Raw genomic sequence first — 26,621 nt, 5'->3', positions numbered from 1 at the left:
TGAGAACTCTAAGACATTCGATAACGACATTGACCTTCCGTCGCAGCAACTTAGTCCGTTCTGGTCTGGACGATCAGGTATCGCTCTCGACTAAATGGCAGCGGGATGATGTTGGCAGCCACCGGCTCGGACGCTCCATCACGGATCCTCGCTGGGACACTTCCAGCGTGACTCGCTGATGTTGAGGTACTTGTCATGGAAGCACCTCAAGCTGCGCGCACAGTGATCAGGAACTTCTCGACCTCTGTCTTTAGCCGCGCGCTGTCGTTCGACAGCGTTTGCGCCGAGGCAAGCACCTGACTAGAGGCAGAGCCGGTTTCCGTGGCCCCTTGCTGCACCTCCGTGATGTTGGAGGCGACCTCGTGGGTACCTTGCGCGGCCTGTTGGACGTTGCGCGATATCTCCTGCGTAGCCATTCCCTGTTCTTCCACCGCGGCTGCAATGGCGGAAGAGATTTCTGAGATCCGACCGATCGTGCCGCTGATTTCCTTGATCGCGACGACGGAATCCTGGGTGGCGGCCTGTATATCGGCGATCTGGTGGCTGATCTCCCCAGTCGCCTTGGCAGTCTGTTCGGCGAGCGCCTTGACTTCGGAGGCAACGACAGCGAAGCCGCGTCCGGCCTCGCCGGCCCGCGCCGCTTCGATCGTTGCGTTCAGCGCCAAAAGGTTGGTCTGCCCCGCGATCGTATTGATCAGTTCGACCACGTCGCCGATACGAGTTGCCGCCTGTGACAGCTTGTTGACGCGATCGTTGGTTTTCTGTGCCTGATCCACCGCTGCGCCGGCAATCCTGGCTGCGTCCTGCACTTGGCGGCTGATTTCGACGACTGATGAGCTCATCTCTTCGGTGGCGCAGGCAACCGATTGAACGTTGCTCGAGGCTTCCTCGGAAGCCGCAACGACCATGCTAGAGCGCTGCTGGGTGCTCTCGGCTGTCCTGCTCAGGGTCTTGGCCGCCGCTTCGAGCTCGGTCGAGGATGATGAGAGCGTCTGGATGATTTCTCCGACCGCATCCTCAAAGCGTCCAGCGAGCTGGTGCATGTCCGTCTTGCGCTGGGCGGCCGCACGGGCCTCTGATTGCGCCTGTTCGGCCCGCAGCCGGTCGGTTTCGAACATATTGTCTTTGAAGACCTGAACCGCCTCGGCCATCTCGCCGACCTCGTCAGCGCGGCCGACACCTGGGATCGAGGTCGACGTATCGCCGCTCGCGAGCCTGCCCATGGCGGCGGTCATCCCCTGGATCGGGAGGGCGATCGCGCGAGCGGTCAGCAGCGCAATGGCGGCCCCGAGGCCCAGTCCTGCCGCAAGCAAGCCCCACAGGACCAGCCTCAGGAAGGATATGCTCGTCTGCACCTGATGGCTTTCCTCGGCAAGCATGCTGTTCTGGTTCGTCTTGATGCCTCCAGAGCGGGTGCCGTCGGCGCCCTTCGGCCCGTCGAGCAGATCGAGAATCTTCACCGCGCGCGGCGCCGCTTCCGTTATGAGAATATGCACGGGTGCATTCCAGTCCGCTGACTCCCGGAACGCGAACATCTTCTCGTAAAGGAGAACAAATTCGCCCCGCGCCTTCGTGATCTTCTCGAAAGAGAGCAGCTGAGACGGCGTAAGCAGGTCCTTCTTCGCACTCACGGCGGTATAGCCTTTTTCAGAGAGCTCCCACGGCTTGAAGAATTTCTCCTTGTCGTTCTTTTCGCCCGACAGGAGGTACATGCGAAGTTGAGCGGTGGCAGCGGCAAAATTGCCGCGCGTGTCCGCCATTGCTTTCAGCAATCTCTTACGCTCCGCCGTCGCCTCCTGGCCCTCCTCCTCGTTGATCATCTTGGTGATCTCGGAAAACATTGTTTCGGTGCGCGGACCGGCTTCGGTCACAAGTAGCTTTGTCGCTGGATATGCATCGGAAGTGAACGCGACGGCTTCGGCTTTGTCTTGGGCAGCTCGGAACTCTGCGAGCAGCGCCTTGGCCTCGGCCCATTTTCGGCTGTTCTCCGGGTTGGTAAAATGTACCGCCTTCTCATCGAAGCCGGCAACTGTGGCATCCATTTCCTTCCACATCGCGGCCCGATCTAGCTTGCCTTGCGGATTTCCGGTCAAGAGATAGCCACGCAATGTCGCCAGTGTGGAATAGAGATTGCCGACCAGCTCTGTGCTCGCGAGCGCGACGGGTGTCCGCAGGTTCACCATGCGATCGACGGTCGTGGAAATCCCGCCGACCGCAAACACGGTGTATCCGACTGAAAGCGCGATGATCGCGCATACGGAAAGAAATCCCGAAATCAGCCGGCCACGAATCCGAAGTTTGAGTTTGAAGGGCATGGCAACACTCCGCGGGTCATTGGACCCTTAAAAAGATTGGCAAGAATGGATTTGGATGTGACGCGCTTAGTCGCCGCAACCGACGGCGGCTTTTAGGTCAGATGGCAAAAAGATCCCTCGTGGGGTCACTCGATAATAAAACAGTAGCTCAGGTTTCCCGTCCCTACTTGAGCGTGCAGACCATGGTGAAGACAATTGGCTGCGAGTTGGTTAAGAAGAAATCGACCCTGATTTTCCTCACGCGCGCAAAAATTGCTGCTTCAGCGCGTATGACGAAATTAGCTCGGCGCATTTCGCAAATTTTTGGTTCGCCCGGCCGCGAAATGCGCGAGCAACCCAAAAACTGAGCCCCAAGACGGTCCTTCCAAAGCTACCTATGGAAAGTGAGATAGCCAGCTTGCGACAACTTGTCTCAAATCATCGTCGCGGCCGAACTGCAGGCTCGCCGACAGACGGGAACAAGAACTCGATTCCCGCATCCGAAAAGACGCGACGAAGAATCTCCGTCGTCTCGTCCGACATTGGGGGAGCATCATCGTACTCTTCAAGCCGACGAATGATGGCGGACGAAATCCCCGTTCGCGCGGCCAATTGTTTCACAGACCAATTTAGGATGCCGCGGGCTGCGCGCAGTTGCGCGCCCGTAAGCTGCGATGTTGCCGCGTGTTGAACGGAGAGCTTTTCCTGATGCACGTCAATGGAGAGACCCATCCATTCCTGGATGCTGCCGTCCGCATTGGTGACAGGCACGGCCGTACAATGATACCACCGATATGTATTGTCGGGCTCTCGCAGGCGATGCTCGACGCTGTACCGCCGTCCGGTCTCGACCGAGGCCGTCCAGCTTCTCAAGGCCGCCTCACGCTCGTCTTCGTGAAGAAGATCAGCCCAGCCTTTGCCAAGCAACCGATGCGCCTCTGGTGTCTTCTCGCCATTCGGCAGTGCCGTGATTCGACCGTCGGAACTACCGATCCACAGCAGACCGCCTACCACCTGGGTCAAAGCGCTGTAGCGCTCGGCGTCACTTCGCAGCGTCTGGACCAACCGACGTTGCGCTGTAATGTCGAGAGCGATCCCCAAAATACATTCCGGCTCACCTGCGCTATTCAGTAGCACTTCGGTATGGCAGTTAATCCAGCGCAAAGCGCCATTGGGCCGAATGATGCGAAATTCACCGTCGAGCAACGTCCGATCTATCATCAACTCGCTGGGACCGCGAGTCGGACCGCGATCGTCCGGATGAATCCTTCGTTGGATTTCGGTGTATGACGGCGACACCGCATGCGGATCCAATCCGAGCAGCCTAAAAAAGCCACGCGACCATTGCATCTGGCCGGCTGCATCACAGCGCCAGACACCTGCTCCCAGCTTTTCTTCAATCAAACGAAGCACATCGGATATACCGAGATGTGCCTCCAGCTGCAGCAAATTAACCCCCGTTCTCAAATACAAACATTCAACTCTCAATTGCAGAACAATTCAACACTGATGTTTGAGTGAACCCGGCCATACGGTCGCAGGCCGGTGGAACGTCTCTCCACGGGCAACGCCAACGAGAGAGGGCAACGTCGTGCGGTCCTAGAGACCGCCTACACCTCAACCCGGCCAATCGGCTGCGCGCCATTCGACGAGGCCAATGACCCGAAAATCCCTTCCGGCACTGCTGATTTTCTCGAGCATGGTGGCACTGGTTGTCGCATTCGGATTTCTAGCACAGTAAGACCCGCGGATTGTGTGCGACGTCCTCTTTTCCCCCGATAGCGACTCAAATAGCGGACGTCGTGCACTTCGCATTTGGGCCAAGCGGTAGAGTAGCGCTCTAGATATTTGGAGGGGCCTCTTACCAGGCAGGCCCTGTTGCCGCGAGATGGTCTATGGACGCGAAATCAGCCACACGATTTAAACAGCACGTAGATCGGATCATGGAGAGTTATCCCTGGCGCTCACGCTCGCCCAAGAATCTCCAGTAGCTGAGTTTCTGAGATTGAGGACATCGGTCGGCGATATCATCTCTCGGAATAGACTCCGTGCTTCAGGAAAACATTTACAAAGATTATCCCGGTCTGGATGGCATGAAAGGCTGACTGATAACTTCGGCTTCGGGTCAAAGAACGAACCCGCTCTCGCGGGAGGGCTGGCGGCGCGGTCCGCCGATCACGTCTACCGCTGTAACCGTTTGAACGAGCACAGGTGACGGGCGGGCGCTCCGTCTGCAGGATCGAGGGGTCAAGCACTCCAACCTCAAGACAGGAGCCCCCAATGAGCGAGAAGCCCATCAGCCCGCTGCGCCAACGCATGCTCGACGACATGAACATGCGCAGGTTCGTACCCGATACGCAACGCGAGTACATCCGCGCCGTCAAGAGGCTTAGGGTTTTCCTCAGCCCTCCCCCCGACAGTGCGACGGCGGAAGAGCTGCGCGCGTTCCAGCTGCATCTGACCGAGGCCCTGAGGCGGTGGACGCCGGGTGCGTCGCCTATTTGCGCAAGCCGTTCGCACGGCAAACCTTGCGGGATGCCATTGCGAGAGTACTGGCGTAACAGGCGCGGCGCTCCATCGGGGTAGGTCAATTGGGCGCCCATAACCTCAGCAGACTGAACCGCAGGTTGTTCGGCTAGGTGTGAGGCTAGTGAGAACGGGGCTGTCCGTTTTGATCCTGCGCAAGCCGGAGAGTTGCGGTGCTTGAGCAACGGCCAATGGCGAACTAGACCATGTACTCCGCGAAGTGGACAAGTCCGTTCTGGCTTCAAACCGGAGATGGCCGGCTCGCTAGGGCGCTACGGAACTGCTCAATGTATTCCGCTGGCAGGTCCCTTTGAGATCGCGCGCGTTGCAGCTTCAAGACGGGCCGCGATCTCGCTCATCCGGCGCGCCAGATCTTGGAGCGTTGTTGGCTGTACTGGGCCGGCGCCCCTTGGGGAATTCAGCTCCGTTTGCAGGTGCTCGAACTCTGCCTTGCACCGCTCCAGCTCGGCGAGAAGCATTGCGAGATCATCCATTTGGCCGAATGCGCCTCATTCCGGTGAGCTGGGGCCGTCGTACCAGATCAGGGGCAGGCGCGGCACTTGGGAAATTTACGGGTGGGCCGACCCGCTCTCCGCCGCAGGTCGATGATCCCGAGACACACATCTGGGTAGGAGATCAGCCGGCATTCCTGCTGGGTTGGCGGTTGGCACGTGGGTACTGCGGCTAGTCTGTGTCTGTGGGTGGGCCCGCTGTCCAGGTTAGATCGGAATGGCATCGTGTGGGTTTTCATCGCCGATTTTGACCCCGAAGCTCACGCCGACCTTGATCTCACGTGACCGTAGTTGAACAATTAAATTTTGTGGTGGAGGACATAATGAACAAAGCCATTGTTGCTATCGGGCTTGGGCTTGCCCTGTCGGGCGCAGCATTCGCGCAAGAGAAGTCGGCTAAGGAACAGCTTGTTGGTGCGTGGACGCTAGTCGCTGTTACCAGTGAAATGGACGACGGCCAAATAGGCGAACCCTTCGGTCCTTCCCCAAAGGGTGTGATGATTTTCTCAGATGATGGCCATTTCTCGCTTTTCCAATCGCGCGCGGAAATTCCAAAGATTGCGGCTAATGACCGAGCCAAGGCGACGCCCGAGGAGGCGCAAAGTATCGTGGCGTCAAGCATTTGCCTATTACGGCACATACTCGGTTGACGAAAATACAAAAGGTATGATGGTCAACCTTGCAGCCAGCACCTCCGCGAATGTCGCCGCCATTCCCAATCAGAAAAGAACGATTACTTTGCTAAACTCAGACGAACTAAAATTCGACAATCCCTGAACTCCAAACGGTATGACGCTGCGAACCACTTGGAAGCGCGTAGCGGCGCCCCAGTCGAATTTGAACGGTGGCAATCGCACGCGACATAACGCCACTCTGTAAAAAACCGGAAAACCAACCGGCTGGTTCTCGTCAGATGGTGTCAGAGCGTTGGGCACCAGACGAAAATCGGCCCCGACCAACACGGGGGCTGGCGGTCGGGGGCCGTCCCTTCCAGTGCGCCACAGGCGGCGGTCGTGGGCACACGCGCTGACGTTCGGGTAGCGACAAACCGGTACACCAACTGGCGCGCGCTCTTTCAGGCCGCAACGTGTGGATTGACAACTGTATAGCCGCGCAACGATCGCGCGTGCATCCTTGTCGCGTGTCCGCCTGAGTTGGCGTCATACGCCATCCAAATGTCGCCTCTGAGATGCTGTTCTAGTACGAAGACGTGCCCACGGCGTGCCGCGACCATTCCGGGCGACGGCGACGTACGCGGAAAGCGTAGCCAGTTGGCTGCGAGGTTTAGTTCAGGCACCACACGACCAAACACGCGCAGCGCTGCGCCACAACCACAGAATGCCGCCGGGCAGCCGGGCGGCCGACCCCCGGCGATCCGGCTCTCAGCAGGGACACTCATCGCCAAGCTGTTGGCTGCGGTTACTACGAGTTGTTTGGGACGATACGCCTGCAGTGAATATTGCGAAATTCGTTCGCCGCGCGTCTGCGCGGACGAGAAGTCACATGGCATGATCACGTTGCATTCGGGCGCGTGGCCGATGCGGTAGGGTCTTGCTTCCGAACAGATCGAGCTGAGGACAACGAAGAGACACGCAGAAAATACTTGCTTGAACATTGCAGGGCTCCAAAATGAGGTCCTGCCCCGAGTACCAAGCAACAAACAACAATTTGGCCGAAAAGCGGCCAAGGTTAACAGCGATCGCGGTCCAATATCGTCAACCCTCACGGCCAGACGTTGCGACGCTATCTGATTAACTCGCAGAGAGAGAGAGAGAGAGAGAGAGCCTTGCACTCGTCCGACTTGTCAAGTCTGCTCCGGGGTGACCACCGGCAACGCTCGGATCGAAGCGATATAATTTCCGCTTCGCGCCCCTGAGCGGCTGCCGGTGTAGATGGAGCCCTAACAAACGGCCCCGACGCATTCCACGTCGGGCCCTTAAGATCGTCGAGCCGGTTACATCCGCCGTGCCCTCTGATGCTTGATGTGTCGATTACCGCCCACGATCTAGTGCAGAGCGTGCACTGCGGCCGCAATAGCAAGGCCGTTTGAACAGTCGTCATAACACGCGCGTCGATGTTAATGCCACGAGGTTCCCGCACCTGGACGGTTGCTCGGGCAACAATTAAAAGTCGAACCGCTCGTTCCTGCGCGCCATGAAGATTTTGGAAGCCACGAGCCGCGGCGAAATGTCAATTCATGATCGTAAGCAGATCCGAACCAACCCGGCGTAGCTCTCGCTTTTTCTCGACCGGTCAGCCCGAGCTCTCACGCACCAGCCGGGCAATTCTGCGAGGACCATCCCACACCTCTACGGCGGGGTACGTATCGAGAAATTTCTCTGCTCGCGTTCTGGCGCCTTCATCCGTCGGACTGTCTTGATAAACCGCCCGAGCAACGCCGGATAAATCGACCACATACGCAACGTACCGCATGGCAGTTCCCAAGTGCCGGAAGCTACAATACGACTCCGCCAACTGTGACGGCCTTCGTTTCATCTTACTTTCGAACCTTTGACGAGCGCCGGCTGGTGATCGAGACTTGCTCTTGGACAACCTGCCGCGCCTCCACCTCGCCTGTTTGGTTTAGGAGGGCAGGAACTCTCTTTCGGACGTTCTCTTGCCAGCCATCGCAGTACTCTAGAACAATTTACGAGGCTCCCAAGATCGACCTATGGCTTAGGAACCAACCGGCGCCTACGGACCCGAATACCCGAATATCCGTTTCGGTTGGAGTTCGTTCCGCAATGGGGACCGGGGCGCCCCTTCCCCGGTGAGCCATGCTTGCGCAGGGGTCGGGGCCGTTCCGCGCGACGCGCGCTGCATTCACAAGATCCTCCTTGCGCGAGGATCTGTAATGGCGCGCCTCGCCCCCGCCGAAAGTGGTTCGCTACAGAGGAGGTGGCGCAGGCTTGGATTGATGAGAACGATCGGGAGGGCGTCGGCTTCGAATACGAGGTGATCGGCGCGCCAGCGTGAACTTCATTGGCAAGCCATGTCGCAGAGCCACCGCGCGGCCGCCCGACGGATAGGATCGAGAGAACAACCCCTCGCGCGTGGCCCAATTGTGCCGAAACATACAGCCAGCCAGGGCGCGCGCGAAAGCTGCGGCGTGGTCATCCGAGGTTCAGGAAGGAACGTCTAAGGTTGGTCAGCGGGGATGGGCTCCGCCGGAGTAGCATGGATGAAATACAAACTTACACTTGCCGCAATAACCGTTCTCGGTGGGGCGGCATTCTCAATTGCAACGGCATCGGCAATGCCCGTTGCTCCGTTGGGACAATCAAACATCGCGAACGTTGAGACGGTAGCTCTGGTTTGCGGCCGGCACGGATGCGTCCGAACCCGCCCGGTCTATCGTCCTGCCTATCGCCGCGGCGTAGTCGTCGTTCGTCGGCCTTATGCCCATCGGTACTATCGGCGCTACTGATCAGAGGTTTCGTTCACGTAAACTGGCGTACCCTACTTGTAAAAAGGCCGCCAACTGAGGCGGCCTTTGGTTCTTTGCTCAACCGTTTTAGTGAGGAGAGAGGACAGCGGCCACGTTAAACGCCAGTGGAACCAGAGCGCATGCGCCAGCTGAGAGCAGTCCCTATGTCACCGGCCTCCTTCGCGCATGCATTCCTGTGGGAGAAGTGGTAGCCAACTGCTGAGGTCCGACATTTTCTGGCGTTATTTGGACGTCATCCAACAACTTCGCGAGTTCGTTTCGGAGATTTATGTTCATAGCAATTGCTCCGAGGCAGTTTCGCTGAAGAAGCGCGAAAGACGCAAACTGCCGGCGATTGGAATAACACAGAAGAGCCGTGTACGGTTGCGATCCACTGCGAGCGAGGCTGGATAACGCGCGGAGCTTCTTAGGCGGCTCGCGGCATCTCGCCCCACGAGCTGCCCGTGGCCCGTTCAATGTCCTGCTCGTCTCTATAATCAGGCGAAGAGATTCACGCCACTGAACCGCCTGCACGCCAGGCCAGGTTGACGCTGCTTCGCAAAGCGTCGAGCTCTAGAACGGCTCGCCGGTTCTCGTGAATGCGCTGCAGCGGACCATCTGCTTGTTGCACTGCTTCCACTCTTCGCCATGCAACACATTCAAATCGGTATCAGATGACCTCTCTACACATGAATCCCGATGTGCCGGAACGCGCCTTACGAGTTTGCATTGTTTGTCAGTCTGGTGATTTGTAGTGAGGTCGATCATGCGTCCGCTTTCTGGAATGATCGTGATTGCAGCGGTCTCAATCTGGACGGGGCTTCACGCCGCCCCAGCCGTTGGGCAAACATTCAATGATAGATGGTCCATCGTGCCAGACGCTCACGCCGAGCCCGCTCCTGAAGGACTCGATAAGACAAAGAAGGAGGAGCCGCAAGCGCAACGCCCGAGCGGACAAGAGCCCCTGAAAGATCGTTCAGGCGCTCAATCTTTCAATCGAGTTATTTCCGGAAAAGCCTCCTACTATTCGTATTCCAAAGGCAAGACAGCGAGCGGTTCATCGTTTGATCGGAATCTACTAACCGCGGCGCATCGCCGTCTGCCGTTCGGCACGAGAGTCCGCGTCATTGATCTTGAGACGAACAAGTCGGTGGTGGTTCGTATCACCGACCGCGGACCATGGGTCCGTGGCCGCGTCCTCGACCTCTCGCTGGCGGCTGCGCGCAGCTTGGGGATTACGAATCGTGGCGTGGCTCAGGTTCGTGCTGAGGTGTTGTAGCGGACGACCATGCCCTGCGAAAACACGCGACCGCCGCCCACGCGCCCTTACGTCAATAGTCCGCCTTTTGGCCTGAAACGAATCTGCCGTGTCTCTAAAGAACCCTGACGCTATCGCGGCCCTCGTATCCGTCCTCAGGCTCGTCCACGGAGACGAAGTCGCGCGAACCATGCTCCTGGAGGGTATGAGCCTCGCCACGCTGACGGACACGATGTTCTCCGCGCCGATAGCACATCGCGATGCCGTTCGATACGTCGCGAGTGCCTTAGATGACTTCGCCATTACACCAGAACTTGGCTCCGTCTGGCATCTTCGTTACCTGTATGATGATCAACCCGGCTCATTTCGCGTCGTCGATATGGAGATAGCCACGCCGGCCGGTACGCTGTCCAGCAACGACCTTTGGCTTCGGCTGCCCGTCTAACTTGCAATGCGGACCGTGCTTCGACGATTAGCCGGAGCCCCCTGCCCTACGTGCCGGCCTTGTAGGTCTGGATCGTGCCGGCCGTTATCTCACAGCATGAGAGGGCGCGGCTGCAGCTCATCGATGCCTTTCCCGGCAGGGCTGCGTCTTTACATGCCATGGCCTGAGCCCGGTTGGCCGCGATGATCCAACTGCTCCCGCGCCCGTTCACGTAGGCGAAATTGCGAGATCGGTGACGCCCAGCGAGCTCTGAAATCTTGATCTAACTTGCATCCTGCGTGCAGGCTGGCAGCTCTCTTAAATCCGCGGGGGATCGACCTTCCGAGCACGAACGCGACGAAGAGCGACTGCAAGGAAGATTTTAGAAGCTACAATCGAAACCGGCGTGTGCAGAAAGTATTCGCAGTTGAGCGGCACGAGGCGTGCCAAAGGACACTATGCCCGTCGAAGTCGGAAGAGCCCAGCAGGACAAAGAAGTTCAAATCCTTGCAGGCGGATGTCCACAGTGGCATCACGTATCGCCATTTAGCCGAGTTACCGTAGTTCCTTACTGTAGCTTATTTCTAGAGCCGTCCACGGTTTGCGAAAAATGAACGTCTTCGCGAAAGCTTAGCGCCCAGAGTTCGGAGGAGTGGATATCCTCGGCGCGGCGAGAACCAGGGACCAGTAGCTCGCCCCCTTCCGCGAAAGCGCTCTGCGTTTTTTCCGCGCGGAGCTTGTCACTTCTACGGTTCGAGCCACGTTGACACATTAGATCGCGGGAGCCGCTAGGCTCAGTCGCGCTTGACCCGAAGTGAGGTGTGGGGCTCCCGGCTGACGGTTAGCCTCACAAGCCACCTGCGGAATCCTCCGCGAAAAGTGTGGAGAGGTAGTCTGGAGCGGCCGGATTATGGGCGCGATGATGATGCGCAAGGAGCCCGCGAGCGCGCCCAGGAGGCCGTTCGAGAAGCCGACGGGCGGAGGCGGAAGCCTGGTCCGTCCGCATGGAATGCTACGGGGGCCCTGCGCAGCCCTGCCCGACGATCGATCAATGCTTAGTGGCGGACTCGCCTGGCTGGAGGTTGAGTGCGCCCGCTGCAAGACACGCGAGCCTGCCATTCGACGTCATACATCGGCATAAGCACACGCCGCTCTGGAGTTTAGGCGCTTTTTCCTGCCTCGATCAGCCTCGAACTTTCGGCGATCGGACTCATTTGCCGACGGCGCCTTCGCGCGCAGCGCTGGGCCCGAGCGCACAGGCTAAAACTGTGCTAAACAACGAAAGTCAGCACCATCGTCAAGGGTTCACATGGAGCACCAAATGGCTTCCACGCGGGACGACAGCGTCGCGGAACGGCAGATCGCGGAGGAGCTTTCGCACCTGACGCGCAAGGCGGAAGACGGTGCCTCGGTCCAGCCGACCATGGAGACGTCTCGCGCACCGGCAACGAACCATCAACCGACGAAACAGCCCCACGTGGCCTTCGTCTGCTCTCTGTTGGCTGTGTCCTTTGCTGCTTGGTGGTGGTGGTCGTCCTCCGCACAACCGGCGATGAGGGCCCCTTCGGACCCTGCACCCCTGACGCGGGGCCCCCGAGATGCTGCGGCGCCGAAAGACGCGGCGCCGTCTGCAATCGCCCTGGTTTCCGACTTGACGCAGCAGCTGCAGTCGATGACGCGCGATCTCGCTGCCTTGAGGCAAGCAGTCGAACAGCTTAACGTGACGCAAGAGAAATTGGTCCACGACAATGAAAATGTGGCGCGCCAACTCAAGACAGGCCAGGAAGAACTCGCACGTAACAGCCGTGTCATCGACGATGTCAAAGGGATCCAGATCCAGATGGCCCGCGAAAGTCAAACGCTCACCGATCGCCTCAACGCAAACCAGGAGCAACTCGCCCGCGCCACGGCGAACGCCTCAGCACCAAAGGAGATGATGCCTGAAGGTACGAACGCAATCCCAGAAAAGCCACAGGTCATGCAGGAAGTACCATTGCCGCGTCCACGGCAGTCGGCCAATGTTGCCCAGGCGCCAAAGCCGGCGCCAATTGCCAGACCGCAAGCTATAAAACCGCAACCGTCGTTATCGTGGCCATGGTCGCGCTAAGCCGCGACCGACCTGCTCCTGCGGCCGAAACTAAAGCTATGGAGACGGGCGCCGTTGACTGCGGCTCCTATTCAGACTTTCGGATCTGGCCCGCTGTCGCCCCGCGGTCCCTTTCGCTACGTAATCGCCCTCCCGTAGACCTTGTAAACCCGCGAAATCATCAGGATGATCGGCGAGTCGTAGCATCGCTCGCGAGGCCTTCATGCGAAAATGCGAAGTCGCCGTGCTGGGTCTAGGACTCATGGGCGGAGCAGCGCTCAACTCATTGTTGGATGCCGGCGTCGATGCGCTCGGCTTCGACCCTGTCGGACCCGGTTCGGATCGAGGCTCGTCACATGGTTCATGTCGAATTTTCCGTCGCTTCAATTTCGAAAACCCCAACTACACCAGCCTGAGCGACGAGGCTCATGCCGGTTGGATCCGGCTGCAGGCCGAAAGCCGTCAAACGGTTCTGACGGAAACCCCTGTTTTGGAGGCAGGCCTCCCCGGCTCTGCGATGGTGGCGTCGTCACGCGCGGCCGCGATCGCGAAAGGGCGCCCTGATCCGATGTTGACCGCGACCGTAGCGAACAAGGAATTTCCGGCTTTCGCCCTGCCCGACGACTGGGACGTCGTAGTACAAGACGGTGGCGCGATACTGCGGACCGGTGTCGTCATGAGACTGATGCGCTCACGCGCCGGCAACCGTGTGATTCCGGAACGCGCGAGCTTCACGCCGCACCACGACGGCGTATCGATCCGCACGGTGACCGAAGAGTTCTTCGCCGAGCGCGCGATTCTGGCGCTGGGTCCATGGCTCGGTCGCGCACTCCCGACACTGGGCGCGCTGCTCAACGTGACCCGACAGGCGGTCGGCTGGTTCAAGCCGACCCGCCCTGACACTGTGGCGCTCGGTCGTTTCCCGATCTTCATTCTGGACCGAGGTCCGAACGACGTGGTCTACGGCTTTCCGGACTTCGAACAGCGCGGCGTCAAAGCGGCGCCTCACAACCACGGGCCCGTGGTCGGCCCCGACGACTGGGGTCCGCAGGCCACCGAGGCCGAACTCCGCCCGGTCGGCGATGCGTTGGCGGCCCTTGTCCCGGGCGCGGCCGGGCCAATCATCGATCGAGACGTCTGCCTCTACACCAACACCGTGCCCGCCGACCGCCTGCCCGATGCGGGCGAGGAATTCGTCATCGATCGCTGGCCGGATTCCCGCCTAATCGTCTGCTCCGCGTGTTCAGGCCACGGTGCGAAGTTCGCGCCTGCCATCGGGCAAAGGCTTGCCCGACTGGCCACCGATCCGTCCTACGAAGCGGAGTCCTTCTTTCAGCTTTCCCGATATTCTCAATTCGCCTGAGCGGATATCGCGGCGTGGCCGGATCGGCTACGTTACCCTAGCGGTGTCACTGGCCGATATGTTCTGCGCCGGCGAGCTTCGGCGCGGGACCTCCGAATTCGCGCGCGAAGACTATTGAAGCGCGAATTGAGCCTTGAGCCGTGGTGTGAATCGGCGTGGCCCGAGGCTGATCGGCACGATAAGTCTCTGATTCACATCACATTGGAGGGGGCATGCTTCGATGCCGATTCACATCCCGGCCTTCCGCCGACCTGCACGCTCGTCGGCCGGACGTGCCGCGGTGGTCTCGCAGCGGCGAGCAAATCCTGTAGCTTGTAACCGTAGTTAGTCACGTCAACCGCGCCTCACCCCACCGAAAATTTTAGAATCCTCAACGCCTTGGTCATTCCCGTTTGGAGGAGCGGTGATCCTCGGGTAGGCGGGATACGTACTCGTCCACATTCCGGACCAGCGGAGCACTGATAAGGTTTTGCGTATTACCTTATCAGTTGGCCAGCTGACTCCGCTTCGTATGAAAGCTTATCAGTCGATCAACTGACCCCGTTTTGACTCGAAAGCTGATGAGTTCGCCATCTGGCTCTGTTTCGTACGTCTGCTTATCGGTTTTGTAGGAAGCAGAACCGTTTAGCATTTTTCGGGTATCGCTCGCTGGGGGAAAAATCAATAAAAAAACTGCTCGACTGCTGCAGCTCAGGTTCTCTCGGTAGGGGAGAGATGGCATTCTCCGACGGGCACGCGTTGAGGACGGACTACGGTACGCCGTAGCGCGCGAATTCCTCGGCGATGTCGCCCCGGACAGCTTTCGCGGCCGCGACATCGGCTTCTCCCGAAGCCGTCTCGCCGCGGCGGATCTTTGCCCGGCCGCGACCGTACAGCGCGGCGGCGAGCGTGGGGTCGATGCGTAGCGCGGCGTCGTAGTCGGCGATGGCCGCATCGGTCCGTCCAGCCTTGAGGTGGGCGAGCGCGCGGGAATCGTAGGTCGCAGCCGTATGCGCGCCCGACCCGATCGCCTTGTCGCAGGCTTCCACCGCGCCTTGCGGGTCGCCCGTGCTCGCCCGGATCCAGCAAAGGCCGCTCCAAGCCACTTCCATGTCGGCGTTCAGACGAGTCGCGGCGGTGTAGTCGCTTTCGGCGCGTACGAGATCGCCCTTCTTCAGCCAGGCCTGGGCGCGGTTGACGAAGGCGCCGGGGTATGCCGGCTGGAGGGCGATGGCTCGGTCGAAATCCTCCATCGCGGCGTCGTAGTCGCCTGTCCTCAGTCTCGCCGCGCCGCGGTTGTTGACGGGCTTGGCGAAGGTCGGATCGATGCCTATGGCCGCCTCGAAGTCGGCGACAGCGCGGTCGTAGTCGACCTTCGCTGCGTAGGCGATGCCGCGGTTGTTGTGGGCGATGGCCAAGGCCTGTGGCCCGCCACGGCCGGCTGCGATGAAGGCAGAGCAGGCCTCGATCCTCCGGTCGGGGGACGAAGCGGCGTTGCAGAGCTCGACGTTCCGGAATTGACCTTCCGGCTTCTGCGCCGACGCGGGGGCGGCCAGCAGCAGGATCATAACTGGCGCCGTCCCGAAGACCTTCAGCATCCCCGGCAGATGCCGAGAGCGCGGTCGGCCCTCCGCTGCCGGGGAGGCGCAACGGTCGGACCGGCCTTCCGCTTCATGACCGCATCCTTGCCCTCCTCGATCAGGGTGGCGAACTTGACCGTGCCGTCGTCCGAAATCTCGATGTGGGGCGTGGTGCCCCGGATCCCCAACGTCGCCACCGGCGTGTCCACCTTCATGCTCCCGGTCTTGGCGACGCTGCCGGCGACGAAGGTGAAGGTGCCTCTGGTCAGGCTGATCAGGGTTGAATTGTCCTTGCCGTCCGGATCGTAGACGAACTCGCTCATTTCCATGCTGGCGTTACTCGACAGGCTGAAGGAGCTGCCGTCGGCGAAATTGATACCGAGGCGCCCGTCGGCGCCCGTCCTGACGACGTCGCCCCGATAGACTGGATCGCCGACCTTCGCGCTGGCCCCGTTCTCGGACAGTCTCGCCTGCACAACCGCGGCATCGATATGCTCGATCACTGCCTTGCCAGCGACGGTCACGACCTTGCCGATTGGCTTGACGTCCTGCGCCCGAAGCGGCGCAGGCGGATACGCCACTGCAACGAGCAAAAGGCAGAGAAGTCCTGCGACCGTCCTTAGTCCGTGCATGCGTCGCTCCCGTCCGTGAAGTGCCCGCTTCGGCGGAATGATGCCAGAGCGCGCCCGGCGCACCATACCGCATGTTGCGACCGCCACTCTTTAGTCGCAACGGACGATGGTCCCGACCGCTCAGCGCCAACAAAAGAGCGCATTTGCGCGCACTCAGTCAACATTTCGTGAAGGGGTCTCGGGATGACAAAGCGTAGTCTGATGCGCAAAACCGGACACCTCGGCGGGTGGACTCACACGCGATCCATGGGTCCGGCCGCTTCGGCGGAAGCGGGCAGCATGCGAGGCGTTCAAGATGTCGCTCGCACGTGTCTTCACCGGTCTTTGGCCGGCGCAGAACCAACGCAGTCCGTCGTCCGTCCGCGGCGGGCGCGCTGTAGAGTCGGCGGTTGTCGCGAGACTCGGATGGGCCGGAGCGCTGTCTTTCGTCCCGTTGATCCTGACGGCGCTGAAAGAAGCGTGGGCCGCCGATCCCGATCTCGCGTTGTTCGACGATGCCTCCATCACCTACAAGGGCTTCGAGCATGGCACCTTCGAACTCATCACGAAGGAGGCGGTGCCGCGCCACATCATCGTGGACGATCCCGGGCAGACGGTCATCCTCAGCAAGACCGGATCGTCCGTCAGCTTCGCGCAGGTCGCCAACAACGCTTCGCGGATGGAGGACCTGCAGAGCCGGCAGCAGGACGTGCTCGACAACTACTCGAAGGACCATGGGCCGTCCGGATCCGGCACGCCTCCGGGCGAAGCGGTCGATCAGACGCTGCAGCCGATCGATTTCCACGCGCCGGACGGGCCCAATCCACAACATGCCCTTCCCGGGCTGGTGGTGCCGGCCAGCTTCGTGCCGGATGGGCCGTTGATCCATTCGCCACCGACACTGACGCTCGGGTCGGGCCCCGTCGAGATCGACACAGTCGCGTTCGATGAGTTCTCGGCGAGCAGCGGCAGCTTCTCGGCCACGAGCTTCGGCTCCGGCACGACCCCGACCTTCGGCATCGCGGGCGGCGCGATCGGCGCTTTCACCGTCGCGGGCGCAAGCTACGACGTCGAGAAGGCCGGCTCCTTCGGAATCCTGTACTTGAACAGCGGGACCGGCGCCTACGCCTACGTACCGAACAACGACGCTATCAACGCGTTGAAGGCGCCGAACGCCGACAGCTTCACGATCACGGCGTCCGACGACTTTGCCTCGGCAAGCCAAACCTTCACGATCGACATCGCCGGCACCGACGACGCGGCAGCGATAAGCGGCGAGACCGGCGGATCCGTCGCCACGATCGCCATGACTGCCGCCGCAATCGCGGCGGCGGCCATGGCGCACCACGTCCCAACCGCGACCGGCAAACTCGCCGACACCGATGTCGACGATCCGGCCAACACGTTTACGGCGGTGAGTTCTCCGCATGCCAGCGACAAAGGCTATGGCAGCTTTACGATGACGTCCGACGGGCACTGGACCTATGCGCTGGATTCCGCCAGCGCCGCGGTGCTGGCGCTAACGGCGGGCCAGACCCTGACAGACACCTTCACCGTGACCACCATCGGCGGCACGCCGCAGGTCGTCACGATGACCATCCAAGGCGCCGACGATCCGGCCGTCATCTCCGGGGACACGCATGGTCGCGTGGTCGAAGCAGGCGGAGCCGACAATTCCGCGCAGGGCGTCCCAACCGCGTGCGGCCTTTTGACCGCCACCGACGTCGACGGCCCGTCGAACGCGTTCGATCCCGTCAAATGTCCGGAGCCGAGCGACCACGGTTACGGCAGCTTCACCATGACCGCGGATGGGCACTGGACCTTCGCGCTCGACAACGGCAACTGCGCGGTGCAGGCGCTGAACGCAGGTCAATCGCTGACTGACGATTTCACCGTGAGGGCCGCGGACGGTACGGCACAGACGGTGACGGTCACCATCGAGGGCGCCAACGACGCCGCGGTCGTCTGCGGCGATATTTGCGGACGCGTGACCGAGCCAAGCAATTCCTGCGAACCCCCGCCAAGCGCCAGCGGCACCTTGTCCGAGCGGGACGTCGACAATCCCGACGACACCTTCACGGCCACGACATGTCCGCAGGCGAGCGACCACGGCTACGGCAGTTTCACGATGACGACCTGCGGCACGTGGACATATGTCCTCAACCCCGACAATCCCGCGGTCCAGGCCTTGAGGTCTTGTGACGCGCTGACCGACACCTTCACCGTGACCACGATCGACGGCACGCCGCAGATCGTGACCGTGGTCATTCAGGGCGCCGACGACCAAGGCTTTGACAACCGGGCCGAGCCCGCGTTCCATTTCGAGGCGGGTGCGGAACAGCAGCATGCCAGCTCGACGCCCCCAGCGGTCACTTCCTCGGTACCCGTCGCCGCGCTCAATCCGGAGTACGATTCCGCCGCGGCCGCATGGCCCCATCCGGCCGATGAGGCGCCGGAGGGTTGGCGTTTCGACGGGGAGGCTGCTGGCGAGGGCGGACAGCTACCCTTCCAACACGATCTGATCCTCTGAGAGCCGCCGACGCCTTCGTCGCGTCCGGCTGATTGGCGTTTTCCGGGGCGCTCCCATGGCTGCGCCGATCACATTCATGGACCCGCACCGCCATCAGCTGCACGGCCATCAAGAAGCTGCACGGCCATCAAGAGCCATGAAGGGGCGCTACTTCATTTCCGCTCCGAGGCACGATAATAATGAGTCATTGTAACCTCCAAAATCATACTCGGAAAGGCGACAGGAGCAGCACTTGCAGGATTCGCGATGTCCGCTTCGGGTCAATCGCGTCGGTCGGCCGTTCGGTTGACCACTTCTCGTCGGCCCGACAGCAGACATTCGCATCAGGCCGCCGCTCCGAAAAAAGGTCCAGCCGACCACGGCTCGATCGCGGATAGCTGTCCGCTTTGGGTCGCCAGAAGGAAAGCGTCCCGACTAAAGCGTTACGACACCCCGAACCAACTTCGCTTTAAACCTTTGATTACCGACGGTGAGAATTGGCAGATTGCAGAGTAAAAGCCCCAAAAGGTTTACGTCACTTTGCCGCCTCGAGGCCCCTTGATATTTTCGAGCTACTTGGAACTTATCCTTTCGGAGGTTGTTTACTGCTGTTGTCTAAGTGGGGGAAACAATGAAAGCGTCGGTAGTCTCGACGGATTCGAGCGATAGCTCGACTGCAGGCGAATTTCTGGCCACCGAAATACGAAGATCCCTAAGCACACCGCCTGCTGCCTTGGTGTTATTTGCAGCTCCTCAGCATGACCACGGAGCGATACTTTCTGCCATAAAAAAGGAGCTGCCCGATACCATCGTTGTTGGAGCTTCATCTGCCGGCGAGTTTACGAATGTGAGCAGTGGTCAAGGCTTGGCGTGTGCACTGGGGTTGGTGGGCGACGATGTGGTCTTCTCACATAGTGTTGGACGTAACCTCGCGATGGATGCCACTGCGGCAGCCCAGGAGATAGTTTCGAGGTTTACACCAACACCGCCCGGACGATTTGCGTTTCGGGCTGCTCTCGTTCTAGCTGATGCTCTAGCTGGGCATGCTGATATTTTAGTAGATCAGTTGACGTTAGCTACAGCCGGTCAGTATCAGTTTTTTGGTGGAGGAGCGGGGGACAACGCTCAATTTCAAAAGACCACTGTATTTTGTGGAGAAGAAGTTTTGTCCGACGCCGCGGTGGCATTGGAGATTCTCTCCTCGAAGCCGATCGGCGTGGGTGTTAGTCACGGCTGGAAACCTGCGTCCCGAGCCTATCGCGTCACGGCGAGCGACGGCATGAAAGTGATAAGCCTTGATGGGTTTCCAGCGATCGAAGCATTCGTAGAACACGCGGAAGAGACTCATCAGAACTTGGATCGGAAAGAACCGTTACCATTCTTCCTGCACAATATTATTGGGGTTGATAGCGGAGCTGAACATCGCTTGCGTGTTCCTCTGGCTGTGGATGAGGAAGGCGCAGTTGTGTGCGCCGCTGAGGTCCCCGTTGGTTCAGTTGTAAGAATTATGAAGACTAGCACGGCATCCGCAGTTTCTGCCGCGAAGCAGGCTGCAAATGCTGCTTTGGATGCATTAGGCGGCCCCCCAGCGGCGGCCCTTTTCTTTGATTGCGTCGCTACTCGCCTCCGTATGGGAGACGAGTTCGGGTTGGAACTCTCAAGCCTGCAAGAACGATTTTCGGAAGTGCCGTTGACGGGGTGTAACACCCACGGTCAAATCGCCCGAGCGGAGGGGCAGTTCAGTGGCTTTCACAACTGCACTGCAGTCGTTTGCGTATTTCCCGAGTAGGTCACTTGAAGGATGACGGGGCTCATCTTTTAAGTGGTTTTGCCAACGCCAACGGGAGGCGAGAAGCTGCCGCGCGATTAGCCAAGTTTATGGGAGGCGATGCTTTCCTCATTTTCTTGAAGGATGAAGAAACGGGGAGTTTTACGCCAGCTCAGGGATTTGACCAGCGCCTGCCTGGCGGCCCGTCTTGGCGAGCGTTTTTGAAGCAAGCATCAAGCTGCTGTGAGTTCTTCGGAGAGGTAGCATTTCCCGACGCTAACACGCTCGTTCCCGCGGTCGCTCGTTCGACCCCTGCGGCAATCCTGGTATTTGTCGGCAGGAACTTGTCTATCCCTTGGAATGATATCGAATCGAGCCTTCCGCTTTTAATTGAACTACTAAAGACTGAAGCGCGGGTTCATATGGCCCTAGCGCGCGCAAGTTCTGCCACGGAGGCGGCTACTCACGCAACGCATCTTGCGAGAGCACTCGATGGTGCGCGTAAAGATGTGTCCGCTACGTCCTTAAAGCTACAGCAACTCAATGCGACGCTGGAACAGCGTGTAGCGGAAGAAATCGCGCGTCGAACGGAGGCCGAAGCAGCGCTGCGCCAAGCTCAAAAGCTTGAGGCCATCGGTCAGCTTACCGGCGGTGTTGCACACGACTTTAACAACCTGCTTACGGTGATCATGGGTGGTCTTGATACGATCGGACGGCAGATCGCAAGCATGTCCGATGCGCCACAGTTTGGGCGCATCATGCGAGCGCAGGCGATGGCGCATCATGCATCCCAGCGCGCGGCCACACTCACCGCCCGCTTGCTAGCTTTTTCACGTCGCCAACCGCTGGATCCAAAGTCCATTGATGTAGATCGCTTGCTCGGGGGAATGAGCGAACTGCTCAAGAGCACTTTAGGAGAGCAAATCAGGATCGAGATAGTTGGCAATGCCGGTTTGTGGAGCGCCTTTGCTGACGCATCGGAACTAGAACATGGCATCCTCAATCTGGCGGTTAACGCGCGGGATGCAATGCCCGGCGGCGGACGACTTACAATCGAGACCGGCAACACCTGGCTGGATGATGAGTATGTTGCCGCGCTCCCAGAACCCGTGCCTCCCGGCCAATACGTTTTGGTTGCTGTCACCGACACTGGAACCGGAATGGATAAGGCAACCCTGGATCGCGTGTTCGAGCCGTTCTTCACGACTAAGGAGGTCGGCAAAGGAACTGGGCTGGGGCTAAGTCAAGTTTACGGGTTCGTGCGACAGACGGGTGGCCACATTAGGATTTATAGCGAACCGGGGCATGGCACGACGGTCAAACTCTATCTTCCTCGGTCCAAGACTGAACCCGACAAGCAGGAAGATCGCAGTATTCCGACAGCAACAATGTTACGGGGGAATGAGGCCATCCTCGTTGTGGAAGATCATGACGATTTGCGCGCGTATTCATCCGGTGTGCTCCGCGATCTCGGATATCAAGTTTTCGAAGCAGCCGACGCGGCATCAGCGATTGCTTTCCTTGAATCATCTCGCACCATCGATCTTCTCTTCACCGACGTCGTGCTCCCGGATGGCCTTCACGGACGTAACATCGCAGATCGGGCTAGAAGGTTGCATCCAATGATCAAGGTGCTGTTCACGACGGGCTACACACGGAATGCGATAGTCCACAACGGTCGACTTGATGCGGGGGTCAACTTGTTGAGCAAGCCATTTACCTTTCGCGGTCTGGCGGAGAAAGTACGAAGAATTCTTGACGAACAAACATGACTGAAATCGGATCGAGGCTATTCATTTGCCGGCCTTCGGATGGGTGCCGTCCTTCTCCTCCCGAAGTTGATCGTTTTCCAGATGCCGGAATGCTCAAATCCTCTGCGGAATCGCGAGACATAAATATTCGCCATCATTCGTCCAATAATTTCGGGGTTGCATGCGCAACGACTTACGCGAGACGTATCTGTTTGAAGCCAGGCCAGTTCTGAAATGGCGCTTGCATTTTCAGTGCGAGTCTAATCCGCTGAACCGCAGCCTCCCCTTCACGGTTTCATCGGAAGCAGCCGTTATCGGCCGGCCGGGCAAGCCTTCCGGAATGGATAGGACACTGCCATCTGATTCCCCGCGCTGCCCATCAACGTCCTTCGCCACTGCGATCTCAAGTCGGTCGCAGAAAGTTGCGCGGGTGCGTCGGCTCTTCTTGACTTCGCAACCGTAGCCTACTCAACTGAGAGCAGTGATGTTGCGAGGTGCGTCATGGAGCAGGAATTCTACCAGGGTCTCGCGCAGCGGGTCCGCGCCATCGCCCCGAAGGCCGATCCGTTCACCCGCCGTCGGTTGCTGGATCTCGCCAAGCGATACGATGCGAAGGGCAAGCCGGCGTCCCGGTCCGGAGCAAGCGAGCGGCCGCTCCCGGGGCCGCGCACAACGCCACCGCCATCGATCTTCTCCGGACCGGGCGAGGCCTGAGGCACCGGCGCCAGCAGCCACCTCAAAGGCCGTTTGTGATGAGATCACTCTCACCCGCTCCACGAACTCGGCCGGGAATCAAGAGTGCCAGCAGTGCCCCTCGAAGAAATCGAAAATGAGAATTGAGAATATGCTGAAAGCAGCACTCTCCAGGAACGCCGGGGGAGAGGGTGCGATGCCGGAGGCACAGAGCGGAATCAGCCGGCGGATTCGCATTTGAAGCAGCGCCACGTCGAGGGCGCGTTGCAATTGCAACTTTCGGCTTCTTGCAACCCGGACAGGCGGGAATGGAGCGCGGCATCGGGTTCGAGACGCAGGAGCCGTGCAGAGAATTTAGCTGAAGGGATTCGACGCGCTGGCTAACTCAGGAGAACTTCGAATATGATCCTGCGGAGGCTTCCGTGGCAAGCCTTTCGGCCTGTTCGGCGAGTACGGGCCCGCTGATTGCGTATCCGGGATCAGTCTAAGCCCCACTGCGAGGACAAGGGCGCACCGGGCCGGACGGACACGCTGAAGATAAAGTTCAAGGACTTCGGGATCATCACCCGCAGCGGTCTGTCTCCGTGGTGGTCTCGAGCAGAGACGACCTCGAGCGCTGTCCATCGCACTGCTTCAAAACGCGATGCCGCTTCCCAGGCTGGTCCGGCTGTTGGACGTCTCACTCTCCTCGCTGCAAGGGGAGGGCTTGGCAGAGCCGCAGTTTGGCCTGCCGATCTGATAGTCGATGGAAGCCACTAACTTCCCTAGGCAGCCGCGCGGGTTCGATGCAGCGGGAGGGCCATCAGGTGTCCTGAGATCGACCTTCGCGCCGAGACTGCTCATGTCACATTCGACGTGAATAAAGGTGATGCAATCGCGGCTGCTCTAAGCTAATTTCAGTGCTACGGCGCCACGCAAGAGTGCCACACAAAAACAGATCGCCGGACCGAAAACATCAATAAAATCAATGAAAAGCAGGATTGTGATCATAGTTCAATCCTGTCTGGCAGCACCAGCTAATTCAAACACTTACCTCCATCGTGCTCTCCGCAAAATTCGCGCCGGAAGCACCCCGGAAGCACGGTGAGCGGATCTTCGCCGCTCACCGATGCCTCGTGCAGCAATCAGTGGAGCTGCAGGAGCTTCTACGACTGTTGCTCGGCACAGAAAGGCAGTCGCCCTTCTTGCGCCAACGTCGGTCCGGCAAATAGGCCGACGGCAGGAAAAGTTCTGGTCATCGCAATATTCCGTCGGACCTAGTTGAGCTGATTCCCGCTTCGATTGTATCGCATTCTCCTGAGAGATGGCGCCACAACCTTGGCCGGCTATCCCCTGAAAGAGCAAAATAGGATCGACGGGCGGAGTCGATACTTGGCATCTCGCGGCCCCGAGTCCGGAGTTCGAAATACCCCTACCCCTGACCCATCCGGCGATTTCGCTGAGGGGCGCCTGAAGCTCTATTCACGATGTTCGGCGCCGAGGACCGTATTGGTTGCAGGGTCGAATGGACAGCCTTGCGCGAACGTGCCGCCGCCGACCGCGCCGATCCGAATGATATTGCCGGCACGGTCAAAAGGCATCGGTAGACCATCGAGCAGATCGCAAGCGATCAGTACGACGACGGGCAACGAAATCCCGGTCGTTCGGACCGAGCAGCTCGTGCCGGCCGGCGGACGGCCCAACGACCGGACCGCGGCTCAAGCGCGACACCCTGACGCAGTGAGCCTGACGAATCAGTCAGCTATTTTACCTGTGGTAGTCTTTTACTTTTACTACTCGCGATCTTTTGCTCTGACGCCGTCCTGATAGTGCCTTTTTTGTGCTGGGGAGGACATTTATGCGAGGCTCTCGCGCAATCCTTTACGTCGAACAACTTAGCGAACTCACTTCTCAGCTCTCAGAATTGGAAGATCTTCGAGGTCTGGTCGACGAAGCAGAGCGTCACGCCCGCGGTGTGCCCCCATTTCGCTTCACACGCCCTACTTCGCGCCGCCTTCGAAGTCGCAAACCGAGCGCCCTCTCTGTCCCATTCCGCCGCCTCACGCCACCAAGCTGGAACGCAGGAGCTCTCAGCCCTCCTGACAACGACAACCAAATCGATCGGACCTTGCTTGAGCCATTCCCCGATGGATGATGGGCTTCCCCCTGAGCCGCTCCAAGCGCGACCTTGACGAACAGATCGATCCATGGTGACAGCCGCGCAAGAGGCGTCAAAGGTCCTTGCCGATCGCATCTTGGAATAATGCCCTTTCCACCCTGATTTGCCGGTCCATAAGATGGCTCGTGAGCATTGTGGCGGCGTTCTTGATCTGCCTCTTTATCTATGCCGGGTCCGTCTTCGTTGCGGCCTTGAGCCTAGTTTCGGCCGTGCGAAGCGGAGATGCCGCTGAGGTGATGGCCGTACGAATTTGCCGCGCATCCGGCATTCGATCGTCGACCAGCCACAATTTTTGGTCCGCGCTGCGCACGGGGAACGACCCCGGTCGTCCCGGGGCTGGCGCCGGACGCGCCGGGGCCGCCCGACGTGCCACCGAAGCAGCGCGCCGTTGCCATCTTGCTTCCGGCAATAACTAGCTGGTGTATCATTTGATAGAACGGGCGCTAAATCCCGCTTCCCTCTTTCGAATGAATCCTCGGAGATGCCAGAACGGCACCAATCCCTCCCGACGCAAAAATGAGATATCCTGCCCCGACTCAGGGAGCCTCCCATGGCTAAAAAATCAATAGTCGAACGAATTTCAGACACTGTAAAAGAGATCGTGGACACCGCCTCGACTGCAGCCGCGGATGCTATGAAGCCCGATCCAGAAGCGGTTGCCGGAGTGACCAACGAGCAAGTCTACATTCCTGAAGCGACCGATGCTGCCGCTGTTCCGCCGCCGATCATCACTCGGAAGAAGAAGCGCGTTCCTGCCCCTATGAGAGCTAACAGACGGGTCGCAGCTGCTCGTACAAAGAAGACCGTATCCGCGGCGAAGAAGTCTGCCAAGAAGCCGGCTAAAACGCCACCCAAGGAGGCTGCAAAGAAAGCCGCACCACAGAAGGCGACCAAGAATTCTGCGTCTAAGAAGACCGCGAAGAAGAGCAAGAGTAAATCGAAGCGCTAGCGCTCCTTCGCGGAGCAGTTCGTTGCGACCACCAGAAACGACTCATGCTTTACTTCTGCGGCGCTCGGGTCTTCCTCCCCGTGTTCGTCCTTCACAGCCCGGCCGTCCTGACAGTCGGGGTAGAACCTTGTGATCCCCCAATGCGATGCCTTTACAACGGCTGAAGCTTTCTAGCCGGTTACTTTCACGTCTCGAACTGGGACGGGCGAAACCACATTTCTTTCAGACTCCTCTCCTAAGCATTACGCAGGAGGCCGATGATGAAGCCATCAGAGATTTACAAAGAGAACGCAGACAACTGCGCAACGCTCGCTGAAGGGGAACCATCTAAGAATAGTCCGGCTTACAAGCGGTACCGGCGCATGGAAGAGGCGTGGCGAGCTTTAGCCGAGGAGCAGGAATGGCTAGATGGGGAAGTGCCCCCCGTCGGGTCAAACCGAGCCGACACAACGAAAAAGCGGCCCGGTTAGGGCGGCTACGTCGGAGCATTCAATAGGTTGCGAGGTACTTCCGCTTTGATGGTGGCATGTCCCCTCCTGCTAGACGCCACACGCCAACGGCCGAGCGCTCAAGATCACCTTCGGCGAGATGCGCGAGATGGGCCTACGCGGTGTCCTGGTCTGCTGCCACTCCGGCCACAACGTTGCACTCAGCGCCGCTCGCTGGTCGGACGATGTTCGCCTGTCTGATATCGAGGCGCGTTGTGTATGCGCCGGATGCGGCAACCGAGGGG

General features: G+C 59.5%; 18 protein-coding genes and 1 pseudogene. 13 read left to right on the top strand and 6 right to left on the bottom strand.

All coding sequences use genetic code 11. The features are described 5' to 3' along the window. Positions 1–206: 206 nt before the first annotated feature. Positions 207–2,315 (bottom strand): methyl-accepting chemotaxis protein, encoded by a 2,109-nt coding sequence (locus IVB07_RS10815; RefSeq protein WP_018460439.1) that lies wholly within the window; start codon positions 2,313–2,315, stop codon positions 207–209. Positions 2,316–2,434: 119 nt separating this feature from the next. On the opposite strand from IVB07_RS10815, the gene IVB07_RS10810 reads away from it, so the two are divergent. Beyond that, positions 2,435–2,662, top strand: coding sequence for a hypothetical protein (locus tag IVB07_RS10810; RefSeq protein WP_143273025.1), 228 nt, complete (start codon positions 2,435–2,437; stop codon positions 2,660–2,662). A 70-nt stretch (positions 2,663–2,732) separates the two neighbouring features. On the opposite strand, the gene IVB07_RS10805 is transcribed toward IVB07_RS10810, so the two are convergent. Next, positions 2,733–3,743 (bottom strand): PAS domain-containing protein, encoded by a 1,011-nt coding sequence (locus IVB07_RS10805; protein WP_039801407.1) that lies wholly within the window; start codon positions 3,741–3,743, stop codon positions 2,733–2,735. Between the two features lie 831 nt (positions 3,744–4,574). Here IVB07_RS10805 and IVB07_RS10800 point away from each other — a divergent pair. Further along, positions 4,575–4,880: a phage integrase N-terminal SAM-like domain-containing protein gene (locus IVB07_RS10800; protein WP_018460443.1), complete on the top strand. Its 306-nt coding sequence runs from the start codon at positions 4,575–4,577 to the stop codon at positions 4,878–4,880. Between the two features lie 775 nt (positions 4,881–5,655). Continuing rightward, positions 5,656–5,982 carry a lipocalin-like domain-containing protein gene (locus tag IVB07_RS10795; protein WP_143274136.1) on the top strand — a complete coding sequence of 109 codons (327 nt, stop codon included), beginning with the start codon at positions 5,656–5,658 and terminating at the stop codon, positions 5,980–5,982. 425 nt (positions 5,983–6,407) lie between these two features. Here the strand turns inward: IVB07_RS10795 and IVB07_RS10790 are convergent, their stop codons facing one another. Continuing rightward, positions 6,408–6,947 (bottom strand): hypothetical protein, encoded by a 540-nt coding sequence (locus tag IVB07_RS10790; RefSeq protein WP_198293420.1) that lies wholly within the window; start codon positions 6,945–6,947, stop codon positions 6,408–6,410. A 2,578-nt stretch (positions 6,948–9,525) separates the two neighbouring features. Here IVB07_RS10790 and IVB07_RS10785 point away from each other — a divergent pair. The 4 genes from IVB07_RS10785 to IVB07_RS10765 all read left to right on the top strand — a co-directional run bounded on the left by IVB07_RS10785 (position 9,526) and on the right by IVB07_RS10765 (position 13,890). Next, positions 9,526–10,038: a septal ring lytic transglycosylase RlpA family protein gene (locus IVB07_RS10785; protein WP_083926609.1), complete on the top strand. Its 513-nt coding sequence runs from the start codon at positions 9,526–9,528 to the stop codon at positions 10,036–10,038. A gap of 184 nt (positions 10,039–10,222) precedes the next feature. Then, entirely contained in the window at positions 10,223–10,462 is a 240-nt protein-coding gene (locus IVB07_RS10780; RefSeq protein ID WP_143274137.1) for a hypothetical protein, read from the top strand. A gap of 1,300 nt (positions 10,463–11,762) precedes the next feature. Next, positions 11,763–12,548 carry a hypothetical protein gene (locus tag IVB07_RS10770; RefSeq protein WP_026234034.1) on the top strand — a complete coding sequence of 262 codons (786 nt, stop codon included), beginning with the start codon at positions 11,763–11,765 and terminating at the stop codon, positions 12,546–12,548. Positions 12,549–12,750: 202 nt separating this feature from the next. Then, a complete protein-coding gene (locus IVB07_RS10765) occupies positions 12,751–13,890 on the top strand; it encodes an FAD-dependent oxidoreductase (RefSeq protein WP_247767636.1) in 1,140 nt (379 codons plus the stop codon). Positions 13,891–14,639: 749 nt separating this feature from the next. Here the strand turns inward: IVB07_RS10765 and IVB07_RS10760 are convergent. Continuing rightward, the gene (locus IVB07_RS10760; RefSeq protein WP_245288580.1) at positions 14,640–15,437 is read right to left on the bottom strand and encodes a tetratricopeptide repeat protein; all 798 of its coding nucleotides are present in this window, start codon (positions 15,435–15,437) and stop codon (positions 14,640–14,642) included. Between the two features lie 23 nt (positions 15,438–15,460). After that, positions 15,461–16,081 (bottom strand): FecR family protein, encoded by a 621-nt coding sequence (locus tag IVB07_RS10755; protein WP_026234035.1) that lies wholly within the window; start codon positions 16,079–16,081, stop codon positions 15,461–15,463. A 295-nt stretch (positions 16,082–16,376) separates the two neighbouring features. Here IVB07_RS10755 and IVB07_RS10750 point away from each other — a divergent pair, with 295 nt between their 5' ends. The 5 genes and pseudogenes from IVB07_RS10750 to IVB07_RS10730 form a co-directional block, all read left to right on the top strand. Further along, positions 16,377–18,590 (top strand): VCBS domain-containing protein, encoded by a 2,214-nt coding sequence (locus tag IVB07_RS10750; RefSeq protein ID WP_247767635.1) that lies wholly within the window; start codon positions 16,377–16,379, stop codon positions 18,588–18,590. A gap of 610 nt (positions 18,591–19,200) precedes the next feature. Beyond that, on the top strand, positions 19,201–20,358 hold the full coding sequence (locus IVB07_RS10745) for an FIST N-terminal domain-containing protein (RefSeq protein ID WP_247767634.1): 1,158 nt from the start codon (positions 19,201–19,203) through the stop codon (positions 20,356–20,358). 5 nt (positions 20,359–20,363) lie between these two features. Continuing rightward, complete coding sequence (locus tag IVB07_RS10740; protein ID WP_231190465.1) at positions 20,364–22,109, top strand: ATP-binding protein; 1,746 nt, start codon at positions 20,364–20,366, stop codon at positions 22,107–22,109. A 480-nt stretch (positions 22,110–22,589) separates the two neighbouring features. Beyond that, positions 22,590–22,802: a hypothetical protein gene (locus tag IVB07_RS10735; protein WP_204512002.1), complete on the top strand. Its 213-nt coding sequence runs from the start codon at positions 22,590–22,592 to the stop codon at positions 22,800–22,802. A gap of 471 nt (positions 22,803–23,273) precedes the next feature. Continuing rightward, positions 23,274–23,520 (top strand): annotated as a pseudogene (locus IVB07_RS10730) (DNA polymerase IV); the annotation flags it as partial. Between the two features lie 718 nt (positions 23,521–24,238). On the opposite strand, the gene IVB07_RS10725 reads toward IVB07_RS10730, so the two are convergent. Then, positions 24,239–24,409, bottom strand: coding sequence for a hypothetical protein (locus tag IVB07_RS10725; RefSeq protein WP_018460462.1), 171 nt, complete (start codon positions 24,407–24,409; stop codon positions 24,239–24,241). Between the two features lie 1,080 nt (positions 24,410–25,489). Between IVB07_RS10725 and IVB07_RS10720 the strand changes: the two genes are divergently transcribed. Beyond that, positions 25,490–25,888 carry a hypothetical protein gene (locus tag IVB07_RS10720; protein ID WP_094183477.1) on the top strand — a complete coding sequence of 133 codons (399 nt, stop codon included), beginning with the start codon at positions 25,490–25,492 and terminating at the stop codon, positions 25,886–25,888. Positions 25,889–26,621: the final 733 nt, after the last annotated feature.

The organism is Bradyrhizobium sp. 172, from assembly GCF_023101065.1.
In the GTDB taxonomy this organism is placed as follows: Bacteria; Pseudomonadota; Alphaproteobacteria; order Rhizobiales; family Xanthobacteraceae; genus Bradyrhizobium; species Bradyrhizobium canariense_D.
The sequence above is the reverse complement of the archived record's forward strand: the minus strand, read 5'-3'. Positions and strand labels throughout refer to the sequence as shown.

Bases quoted from the DNA above. Each gene is read 5' to 3' on its own strand.
- IVB07_RS10815 (WP_018460439.1), bottom strand. From the start codon at position 2,315: ATGCCCTTCAAACTCAAACTTCGGATTCGTGGCCGGCTGATTTCGGGA.
- IVB07_RS10800 (WP_018460443.1), top strand. From the start codon at position 4,575: ATGAGCGAGAAGCCCATCAGCCCGCTGCGCCAACGCATGCTCGACGAC.
- IVB07_RS10795 (WP_143274136.1), top strand. From the start codon at position 5,656: ATGAACAAAGCCATTGTTGCTATCGGGCTTGGGCTTGCCCTGTCGGGC.
- IVB07_RS10790 (WP_198293420.1), bottom strand. From the start codon at position 6,947: ATGTTCAAGCAAGTATTTTCTGCGTGTCTCTTCGTTGTCCTCAGCTCG.
- IVB07_RS10785 (WP_083926609.1), top strand. From the start codon at position 9,526: ATGCGTCCGCTTTCTGGAATGATCGTGATTGCAGCGGTCTCAATCTGG.
- IVB07_RS10780 (WP_143274137.1), top strand. From the start codon at position 10,223: ATGAGCCTCGCCACGCTGACGGACACGATGTTCTCCGCGCCGATAGCA.
- IVB07_RS10770 (WP_026234034.1), top strand. From the start codon at position 11,763: ATGGCTTCCACGCGGGACGACAGCGTCGCGGAACGGCAGATCGCGGAG.
- IVB07_RS10765 (WP_247767636.1), top strand. From the start codon at position 12,751: ATGCGAAAATGCGAAGTCGCCGTGCTGGGTCTAGGACTCATGGGCGGA.
- IVB07_RS10760 (WP_245288580.1), bottom strand. From the start codon at position 15,437: ATGATCCTGCTGCTGGCCGCCCCCGCGTCGGCGCAGAAGCCGGAAGGT.
- IVB07_RS10755 (WP_026234035.1), bottom strand. From the start codon at position 16,081: ATGCACGGACTAAGGACGGTCGCAGGACTTCTCTGCCTTTTGCTCGTT.
- IVB07_RS10750 (WP_247767635.1), top strand. From the start codon at position 16,377: ATGTCGCTCGCACGTGTCTTCACCGGTCTTTGGCCGGCGCAGAACCAA.
- IVB07_RS10745 (WP_247767634.1), top strand. From the start codon at position 19,201: ATGAAAGCGTCGGTAGTCTCGACGGATTCGAGCGATAGCTCGACTGCA.
- IVB07_RS10735 (WP_204512002.1), top strand. From the start codon at position 22,590: ATGGAGCAGGAATTCTACCAGGGTCTCGCGCAGCGGGTCCGCGCCATC.
- IVB07_RS10720 (WP_094183477.1), top strand. From the start codon at position 25,490: ATGGCTAAAAAATCAATAGTCGAACGAATTTCAGACACTGTAAAAGAG.